Raw genomic sequence first — 1,216 nt, 5'->3', positions numbered from 1 at the left:
GCGCCGGCGGCGACATCGAGGCGTCGCCGCCCGGGGTGCCCTGACAGTTCTTACAGATGTCCGAAGCGGGCCGCCCTCCTCACAATGGCCCGATCCTCAGGAGGGCGTCAGCCACAGCCGCTGACCTCCCTCGGACACGTCGGCCCTGACGGCCGTCACCCGGGCTCCAGCCACGCACGCCTCCCTCCGCGAGGTCCCGTGAAGGTCATGGAACGTCCAAGCCCTCGAGCGCGCGGGTCCTGCCGACCCTCCCGTCCAGGCGCGCACGCGCCTGCCGCTCTCCCTCATTCATTCTTCAAAGGACAGTTCCATGACCTCATCGATTCGATGGACCTCCCGGCGCGCGTGGCTCCGGATCCTGTCGGGCCTGGCCCTGCTCGCGGGGGCCGCGCTGGCCCACGCGGCACCGGCGGCGCGCTCGGTGCCCAGCTGCACGAAGGTCTCGGTCAACGCCACCATCGACGTGCCCGCGGGCACCACCTGGGACGGCGTGGCGAAGTACGGCAAGTGGGTCTGCCTCGTGGGAAGCCCGTCCAACATGAAGGGCACCCAGAGCGAGAGCCAGATCCCCATGTTCAAGCTGAACAATGGGGCGACGCTGAAGAACGTCGTGATCGGCGACGGCGCGCTGGGCTCGGGCACCAACCTCGCGGCCGGCGGGGCGGACGGGGTCCACTGCCATGGCGTGTGCAACATCACCAACGTGTACTGGGCCGATGTGGGCGAAGACGCGGCGACGCTGCTCAAGCTCAGCGGCGTCACCAGCAAGCTGACCATCTCCGGCGGTGCCGCCTTCAAGGCCGCCGACAAGGTCTTCCAGCACAACGGCGACGGCACGCTGGTCATCTCCGACTTCTATGCCGACAACGTGGGCAAGCTCTACCGCTCCTGCGGCAACTGCTCGACCCAGTACGCGCGCAAGGCGACCGTCTCCGGCGTCCGGCTGGGCACCTTGAACGTGGCCGCGGTGGGCGTGAACAGCAGCTACGACAGCAAGTCCGGCATCTCCGGGCAGTACGACGTGGCCACGATCGTCGACCTGGTCTACGCCGGCTCCAAGACCCGGTGCGACACCTACGTGGGCACGGGCAAGGGCAGCGATCCTCCCAGGGACACCGATGCGAGCCACATCGCGCGCAGCTGCGTCTTCAAGTGATGCGTGGGCGCCTGGCCTTCGCGCGCTGGGCGAGCCGGTCGGCGCCGGTTGCGGCGGCGA

At 69.2% G+C, this 1,216-nt stretch carries 1 protein-coding gene; it reads left to right on the top strand.

Annotation, left to right across the window (positions count from 1 at the left end; all coding sequences use genetic code 11):
- The first annotated feature begins 310 nt into the window (after positions 1 to 310).
- Positions 311 to 1,156, top strand: coding sequence for a pectate lyase (locus FUT87_RS26775; RefSeq protein WP_147242947.1), 846 nt, complete (start codon positions 311 to 313; stop codon positions 1,154 to 1,156).
- The last annotated feature ends 60 nt before the right edge of the window (positions 1,157 to 1,216 follow it).

The sequence above is a fragment of the Mitsuaria sp. TWR114 genome, from assembly GCF_007997345.1.
Note: the sequence above shows the minus strand (reverse complement) of the source record. Positions and strands in the feature narration are given on the sequence as shown.

Coding starts and splice junctions, on each gene's coding strand:
- FUT87_RS26775 (WP_147242947.1), top strand. CDS start 311: ATGACCTCATCGATTCGATGGACCTCCCGGCGCGCGTGGCTCCGGATC.